The sequence below is a fragment of the Mesorhizobium silamurunense genome (assembly GCF_014843825.1).
In the GTDB taxonomy this organism is placed as follows: Bacteria; Pseudomonadota; Alphaproteobacteria; order Rhizobiales; family Rhizobiaceae; genus Mesorhizobium; species Mesorhizobium silamurunense.
This window is the reverse complement of the sequence record NZ_JHQR01000131.1, coordinates 1-7,736: the sequence shown is the minus strand read 5'-3', so window position 1 is coordinate 7,736 and position 7,736 is coordinate 1. Positions and strand designations below refer to the sequence as shown.

At 61.6% G+C, this 7,736-nt stretch carries 6 protein-coding genes; all 6 read right to left on the bottom strand.

Annotated features, from left to right (window positions below; all coding sequences use genetic code 11):
* Positions 1-356, bottom strand: a 356-nt coding sequence (locus DH10_RS15335) for a formate--tetrahydrofolate ligase (protein ID WP_192384938.1), incomplete at its 3' end; no start/stop codon positions are given.
* Positions 357-670: 314 nt separating this feature from the next.
* Positions 671-1,795 carry a DUF2333 family protein gene (locus DH10_RS15330; RefSeq protein ID WP_192254166.1) on the bottom strand — a complete coding sequence of 375 codons (1,125 nt, stop codon included), beginning with the start codon at positions 1,793-1,795 and terminating at the stop codon, positions 671-673.
* A 15-nt stretch (positions 1,796-1,810) separates the two neighbouring features.
* A complete protein-coding gene (locus tag DH10_RS15325) occupies positions 1,811-3,115 on the bottom strand; it encodes a DUF6638 family protein (RefSeq protein ID WP_192254168.1) in 1,305 nt (434 codons plus the stop codon).
* 219 nt (positions 3,116-3,334) lie between these two features.
* Positions 3,335-5,245, bottom strand: coding sequence for an AAA family ATPase (locus DH10_RS15320; protein WP_192384937.1), 1,911 nt, complete (start codon positions 5,243-5,245; stop codon positions 3,335-3,337).
* A gap of 22 nt (positions 5,246-5,267) precedes the next feature.
* Positions 5,268-6,413: a hypothetical protein gene (locus DH10_RS15315; RefSeq protein ID WP_192384936.1), complete on the bottom strand. Its 1,146-nt coding sequence runs from the start codon at positions 6,411-6,413 to the stop codon at positions 5,268-5,270.
* A gap of 31 nt (positions 6,414-6,444) precedes the next feature.
* Entirely contained in the window at positions 6,445-7,533 is a 1,089-nt protein-coding gene (locus DH10_RS15310) for a hypothetical protein (protein ID WP_192254174.1), read from the bottom strand.
* Between the last annotated feature and the right edge of the window lie 203 nt (positions 7,534-7,736).

Genomic DNA, 7,736 nt, shown 5'->3' with positions numbered 1-7,736 from the left:
ACCTGGGCGAGGCCGCCGCCGGCCGCACCACCCTTCATGCCGAAATTCGGGCCGAGCGAGGCTTCGCGGATGCAGACGATCGCCTTCTTGCCGATGCGGTTGAGGCCGTCGCCGAGGCCGACCGTGGTCGTCGTCTTGCCTTCGCCGGCCGGCGTCGGGTTGATGGCGGTGACCAGGATCAGCTTGCCGTCCTTGTTGCCCTTCACCGACTTGATGAACTCGGCCGAGACCTTTGCCTTGTCGTGGCCATAGGGCAAAAGGTGCTCGTTCGGGATGCCGATCTTGGCGCCGATCTCCTGGATCGGTCTCTTCTTGGCGGCGCGCGCGATCTCGATGTCAGACTTCACTTCGGCCATGACGGCTTTCCTCTGGATTGGGCAGTGGAAGGGAGGGGTTCTATCATTCGTGCATGCTCGAAACGCCGCCCGGACGCAAGGGCATGTTCTAACCCTGTCGCAGTGACGGCGTCAACTTTCATGCAACTATGTTTCCTGCAAAGAAATAAATTGCTGTTCCCGGTCGACCTTCTAGGGGTCTTCGGCGCCCGGTCGTTGCGCCGTATAGAAGCCAGAGCGAATGTCGCTCCGCCGTCTCAAAACAGCCGCGCAATGCACGGAATGCGACAGACGCGACGGCGCAAATCCGCCAGCGCCCGGCCGTGGCCGCAGCGTTACTGGCTGAGCACGTTGCTGATCTCGACCATGTTGGAGCGCACGCGCAGGATATAGAAGCCCATGGTCGTCAGGTGCGTCGGCAAGAGCCAGCCGTCCTCACGGCCATTGGCGATGATGAAGGGCTGGATGCGCAGCGCCGAGACGAACTGCGCGTCCATCGTGTCCCACAAATTCTGCAGGTGCTTTTCCTTGATCACGTCGTCGAAATCGGCCTGAGCGCCCTTCATCAGGCCGTAATAGCCGTAGAGTTGGCCATAGGCGAACCAGAAGCGGTCGTCGGCGCGGAAGTCGAACCAGCCAGCGTTGTGGTTTTCCGCGCGCTCCTTGAGGATAGCCGAGGTCGAGCCGATGTCGGACGAGATGCGGTCGATATATTGCTTCAGATTGTCGGCACGGGCATCGAATGTCGCCTGGCAGGTGGCCAGCCTTGCGTTGAAGGAGCGCAGCTTGCGCACGGCGTCACGATAGTAGCTCGGCGTCGGCGTCTTGGGGCCGAACGGGTTCAAGCCGAAATACCAGGTCTCCTCGTCGAACTGCAGATTGCCGCGCGCATCCTGGAGGTCGGCGTCGATCTGCGAGGTCGTACGTACGCGCCCCAGATTGTCGGCGAGCTCGGTCGCCGTGCGCCGCACCGCCTGGTTGATGCCGCGCTGGAAGGAGGCCTTGTTGTCCATCCAGGGCGTATGGTCCCAGTCGATACCGAACAGGCCCAGCTTGTAGAGGATCATCGACGAGATCCAGGCATTCTGGTTGACGTTGAAGTCGGTAAGGTCCGCCGCCACCTGGGCGATCGCCGAATTGCCACAGGTCTTGGCGGTGTCGGTACCGGCGCCGGCCGAAACCTGCTCTCCCGCGGAAATGCCACGCTTCTCGAAGGTATATTTGTCGATGTAGTTCGGGTTGAAATTATTCCACCACTGGGTGGCGTAGAAGAAATTGGCGTAAAGGCCGATGAGCACCAGCAGGGCGAGGCCGACAACGGCCTTCAGGATCCAGCCGCGCTGCCCATACCAGCGGCCGACCCACATGAACGGCCACAGGATGATGCCGACGAGGAGGCCGATGCCGCGACCGATCCACTGGAAGATCTGGGTGAAGAAACTCACGATCGGATCAAGCATGGCTCTCTTCACCCCTCAGTCAGTCAAGCCGTAAAGGCGTGCGCGGAACGCCGCCTTGTCCTTCAAATATGTGGTTTTCAGAACGTCCACAACATGCGATCGCCAAGCGTCGCTGAAGTCGTCGAAGTCTTTGTAGAAACCCGGTTTATTGAAGACGTAGCGTGAGACGAAGTCCTGCGGCACGAAATCCGAGATCAGCTGGTTGGTGAGCCAGGCATCGGGATGATCGGGCTTGGCGCGCACGACCAGGAAGCGCTGGCGCGGCGGCACATCTTCCAGCTTCAGGTGGCCGAACTGGGCGATCTCGCGCTTGGCGGCGTTGAGGAACGGGAAATTACCGTCGCTGGCGATCAGGTCGGCATGGCCGTGGATCCAGGTCTGCAGCCAGACCTTGTCGACGTCCGTCAGGTTGCGGTTGGGTTCGGCGTCGCGGATCAGCGCCCGCACCACCATCTCGGCGCGATGCTCGAGATAGCCCGAAGCCTCGATCCAGGAGGCGCGCGGCAGTTCTAGTCGGCCGGTCGTAGCGAGGAATTTGAACACCTTGTCGGCGTCGTTGATCGAGAGGTAGCTTACCTGCCAGGGCCGCGAGCGGCGGAATCCTGGGGCCGCCGGATCGCAGATCACCGTCGTCATATCAGGATCGACAAAGACGTAGAGCCCGCCGAAATGGCTGGTCCAGTAGGCATTGTGGCGGAAGATCACTTGGTCGGGCACCAGCGCGTTCTCGCGGATGTCGCCGCAGACCTTGGCGAGATCGACCATGCGCTCGAGCATGGCGTTATCGCGCCAGGCGTCGGGCTCTTGCTTGAGCCGGTCCACCAGCTTGCCGAGCTCGGCCGCCTTGCCCAGCACGTCTTCCGCCGACAGCACCTTGAACTCGACCTGGTTGATCGACAGCAAATCCTCGATGTCGTTGACCTTGGGAACGGAGTCCTCGATCTCGCCGTAGATGACGTCCTTGATGGTCAGCGCGTCGATTGCGCGCTGGTTCTTGGACATGAATTCGAACATCAGCTGCGAGGTGTTTGAGAAGGCGGTGTGCACCACCGGCAGGTCGATCTGTGACGGCGTCAGGATGATGAAGCGGCGGTTGACCTCGTTGGGATCGAGATAGTCGTAGTCGCCGCACTCCTCGGCCACCTCGGGCGAGAAGCCGGTGCGGTCGATCTGGAAGCTCTTCAACTTGGTGGGCTCGAGGCCGAAGGCGACGAGCGCCTTGTTGTAGCGCTGGATGAGATGCGGCTCGTCGACTGCGAGCAGCCGGCCATAGATCAGCTCGTTGTCGCGCAGGAGGTCGGGTTTCTTGGCGTTTTTCACCCTTCCTTCTCCCCGTTTACGGGGAGAAGGTGCCCGAAGGGCGGGTGAGGGGCGCGGACTCCCCTTCTCCCCTTGTGGGAGAAGATGGATCGGCGCGAAGCGCCGAGACGGATGAGGGGTGTTGGCCGGAGTGCCGTCGGTGCCAAGCTGGAGCACCCCTCATCCGTCGCCTTCGGCGACACCTTCTCCCACAAGGGGAGAAGGGGGCGTTGGCGCAACTCAAGCATTCCACAAACCCTTCTTCTTCAGCTCCTCCATCTCGCGCGCCGCGCGTTCGCGGAGCCGTGCGTCGCGCAAGAGCTTCTCCACCGCAGCATCGTCGGACTTGTCGGAGTAGCGGAATTCGGAATCGGCGTAGCGGTTGATCTCCTGCATGACCATGTCCATCGAGAACGGCCCGCGCAGTTCCTCGATCATCGCCTTCTTGTCGTCGTAGCTCTTGTGCATGAAGGCTTCCGGCTTCTCGAACCAGTCGTCCGGCAGCTCGATGTCCATGGCGCGCATCTTGATGGCGTCGGTGACATTCTTGATGGCGCGGCCGGTGAAGCGCGGCTCGGCGTCCTTGATCATGTGCAGGTAGGTGCCGATATCGGCCATGGTCTTCGGCGCGCCGTTCTCCTTCATGTAGCGCTCATAGACCTTCATCAGCCCGTCTTCCTGCGGCTTCTCGTGCTCCTCATAGGCTTCGGCCACGGCACGCTGGATCTCCTGCGCGGCATAGAGCTCGTGATCGCCCAGCGGGATCTTGTGGTTCTTGCCGGCAAGCAGCACGAAGATGTCGATGTAGTCATCGCGGGTCTGTGGGCCGTCGACCAGCCAGCGGGCGCCGGCGCGCTGGCGCAGCGCATCGTCGACGTTCTCGGGATAGTTGGAAAACATGCCGAAGGAGCAGTTGCCGCGCACCACGGTGGAAGCGCCGGCAAAAGCATCCATCAACACGCCGGTGATTTCCTGCTGGCCGGCCGACGCGCGGTCGTCGGAGCGGCGCGCCGCCACCTGGTCGATGTCGTCAATGGTGCCGAAGCCGATGGCGCGCGGGTTGAGCACATTGTTGATGAACTGACGGCAGTTCTGGCCGGACTTGCCCTGGTAGGACGAGATCTGGTCGACGCCGAAATTCTCGTAGGCGAAGGGATAGCCGGCAACCTGGCAGTAGCCGTTGACAAGGCCGGCGATCATCTGGATCAGCGTCGTCTTGCCGGTGCCGGGAGCGCCGTCGCCGATGAAGGTGAACAGGAAGCCGCCGAGCTCGACGAAGGGGTTCAGCTCGCGTTCGAAATCATAGGCCATCAGCATCTTGGCCAGCCTGACGGACTGGAATTTGGCGATGTGGTTGCCGACGACCTCTTCCGGCTTCTTGAAGGTCATTACCAAAGGTTTCGAGCGTTTGCCGGGCGCGACGTCGAAGCCGTCGAGGGTGAAGTCGTCGACGTCGATGCGGATATGCGCGTTCTCGAACGGGCCGATGCCATCGAAGCGGCCTTTTCGCGCGAGCAGTCCGTCGATGGCGACACGGGCGAAAGCACGCGCCCGCGTCATCAGGTCGGCATCGTCCTTCGAGCCGGCAATCGCCTTGTCGAGGCCGGCCACGATCGACTTCACCGCGTCCTGCGGCGTGTCGAACAGGAAGTCGGGTTCGGGACTATCGTTCGGCGCCTCGCCGTCGCTGTCGATCAGCTGATAGAGATAGGAGGCGAGGCTGAAGGCGGAAACATAGGCCGACGCCGACAAAAGCTTCTTGAAAGTTGCTGCCTCGTCGCCTTCGAGCGGCGCGCGCGCATTCTTCGCCTGCAGACCTTCGAGGTCGGAACCCTCGGCGAAGACATCCGCTATGGCAAGCGCGATCGCCAAGCCGCGCCGGGCCCGGAAGAGCAGCATGTGCTGAGGAATGGTCATCAACTGGTCGTCGGGATGGATCGCCGCCACCGTCTTCGTCAGCTCGACCTCGCGCGTGCGGCGCACCGAGCCGACCGAGACGGTCGAAACGAAACGGCGGTTGGTGCCGGCGAGCGCGGTGCCGGACTCGCGCGAGGGATCTTCCAGCACGACGATGCGGGTGATGAAGCTTTGCGCGGTGGCGCGGTGCTTTTCGATTGCCGCTTCCGAGATCGTGGTCAGCCCGGTGTCCATGAAGGATGCTCCGCGGTTGAAATCAGACGTCGCTGATGACCTGTCCGTTGGACAGGATGTGGACCTTGTAGCCGGAAAAGATCTTCTGCGCCTCGCCGGCGGCGTAGAGCGCCTGGTAGGCCTCGTGCGGGATCAGCGCGTGGTTCTCGTAGCTCGATACGCCCTGGCGCGCCGCTTCGAGGTCGTCGGTGTTGATGAAGAATTCCTGCGTCGTCTTCTCGCTGGAGAACAGGCCCTTGCGACCGGGCTTCTCGGACTTGGAAAAGACTTCCTGGATGGTCCATGTGAGCAGCCAGGCATTCTCCGGTTTGCGCACCTTGGTGAGCACCTCCGTCACCGTCGAATTGTTTTCGGTGATGCCGGCCGAATAAAAAGGACCGAGCACGACGCGGCGGAGCTGCTTGGGATGCAGCGGCTCGAAATCCTTGTCGAGATTGACCGCGATGGTCGCCGGCGACAGCGTGTAGGCCGAATTCTTCTCGGTGAAATCGTCGAAGCGGTGGGCAAGCTCGGGGTTGAGCAGGCCGTCGACGGGAAGCGGAATGTCGACCCGCTCGTTGAGGTTGCCGTTGGCGTCGACGAGCTGGCGCACCATGCTCTCGGAAGAGTCCTCGACCGTCACCATATAGACCAGCGGCAGGTTGGCGCTGCCGTCGAACGAGGCCCAGTGTACGAGGTAATAGGGCCGCATGGTCTTCGGATTGACCGAGACTTTGGCCGTCTGCGCCAGGATGAAGGGACCGAAGGTCGCCTCGCTCTTGACGTCCTCCAGATAGAGCCGCTCGGCCATCGACTTCTGAAGTGCGGCGGGAAACTCCTTATGGCGCAGGATGAAGTCGGCCATCTCCTCGCGCAGCTCGCCGGCCTGCGGGATGTTGGCGAGCCGAGCATCGGCCTGACGGCGGTCGTTCTCCAGCTCGAGCAGATTCTGGAACACAGGATAGCCGCTGTCGGCGCGCGAAATGCGGAACGTATCCACGTAGCCCAGCCGGTTGCGCCAGCAGGCAAAGGACTTGTCCAGCCGGGCGATGTATTCGGCGACGATCCTGGCGACGATGCCGTGCCGGTAGAGCGGCGAGCGGTCGTCGCGCATGAACACTTCCAGCCCGCTTAGCGCTGCGGTGATGGCGGAGAAATAGCGTGCCGCCGCTTCATTTTCGGGAGTCATGATACTGCCCTGAAGAATGCCGGCACGCCGCCTACGACTGCACGTAGTTGGCGGAATTGTGCTTCTTCATCACCTCGTCGAAGCGACGGGCGAAGGCGTCGTCGGCGAGCTTCTTGCGGCGTTGGATGTCGGCGCTGGCCACCATGTTCTTCTCGTGCATTTCCAAGAGATCGCCGATGTGCTTCTGCGAGGCGGCGCCGATGCCGGCCATCGTCTCTTCGGCCGTGTTGTCGACCTGGCTGCCCAGCGTGTTGATTTTGTGGGCGACGTCCTGCTGGGCGGCCGTCTTCAGCGAGTCTTCCAGCGCCTTGTAGAGGACGATGCGCTGCTCGGTGTCGATGGCCAGCTTGTTGATCAGCGTCGACTGCGCGGCGATCTGGTTGTTGAGGGAGTCCACAAACGTCTGGAACATCGAGGTGTAGCGCTCCAGCGTCTGGCTTTCGGCCAGCAGCTCCTGCTCCTTGGCCTGTTTCTCGTTGTATTCCGTCGCCATCTTCGAACGCTCGCCTTCGAGCTGGGTGCGCTCCTTCTGGCTGGTCGAAGCGGCGATCTTGTTCTCGATATCGAGCAGCATCGGATTGAGCTCCTCGATGCGCTTCTGGACCGTCTCGAGATTGGCCACGGTTGTCTTGCGGCGCTCGATCACCTGCGACAGGCTGGTTTCCGAGGTCTTGTAGCGCTGGTCGAGGATCTGCTTCTGCGCCTTGAGGATACCGACGATGGTGTCCGATTTCGCGAGTAGCTCCTGCAGATTGCCGGCGAGCGACATGTTGCGCACGCGATCGGTGCGCATGCGCTGCTTGCGCTGGGCCGAGAACACGCCGACGAAGTTTTCCCAGCCGGTGTAGTTCTTCATGCTCTCGAATTCGGCGCCGAAGACGTTGGTGGCGTCTTCCAGCCCGATGATCAGGTCGGCGATGTTGCCTTCCATCACCTTCTGCTGCTTCAGCACGTCTTCGATACGGGCGTTCTCGATGTCGAAATTGGCGTCGCCGATCTTCTTGTCGGCCTGGGCGAGCGTGTCGAGCACGGTGCCGGACTGCTCGATCTTGGTGCGCATGTCCTCAACGACCTGCTTGGTCTTGGCAATTTCGGCATCGAAATTCTGCAACGTCGCCATAGGGGCCTCCCGCTTCGGCATCCGGTTTCGTGTCGCACGTGGCGGCGAATATATGTGGGGCCTCAAGGGATTGAAAGAAGGAAGACAAGGAGAAGCGCCAAAACAAAAGAATTGGTTAGGCCCTTGAAAGACAAGGCGAGCATGCTCACGGCGCGAGTAATGCGCTTGGCCTTAAAACAGCTTTAGCTTATACGTAACCGGGG

Excerpts from the sequence above, each read along its gene's own strand:
- DH10_RS15330 (WP_192254166.1), bottom strand. The coding sequence starts at position 1,795 with ATGCTTGATCCGATCGTGAGTTTCTTCACCCAGATCTTCCAGTGGATC.
- DH10_RS15320 (WP_192384937.1), bottom strand. The coding sequence starts at position 5,245 with ATGGACACCGGGCTGACCACGATCTCGGAAGCGGCAATCGAAAAGCAC.
- DH10_RS15315 (WP_192384936.1), bottom strand. The coding sequence starts at position 6,413 with ATGACTCCCGAAAATGAAGCGGCGGCACGCTATTTCTCCGCCATCACC.
- DH10_RS15310 (WP_192254174.1), bottom strand. The coding sequence starts at position 7,533 with ATGGCGACGTTGCAGAATTTCGATGCCGAAATTGCCAAGACCAAGCAG.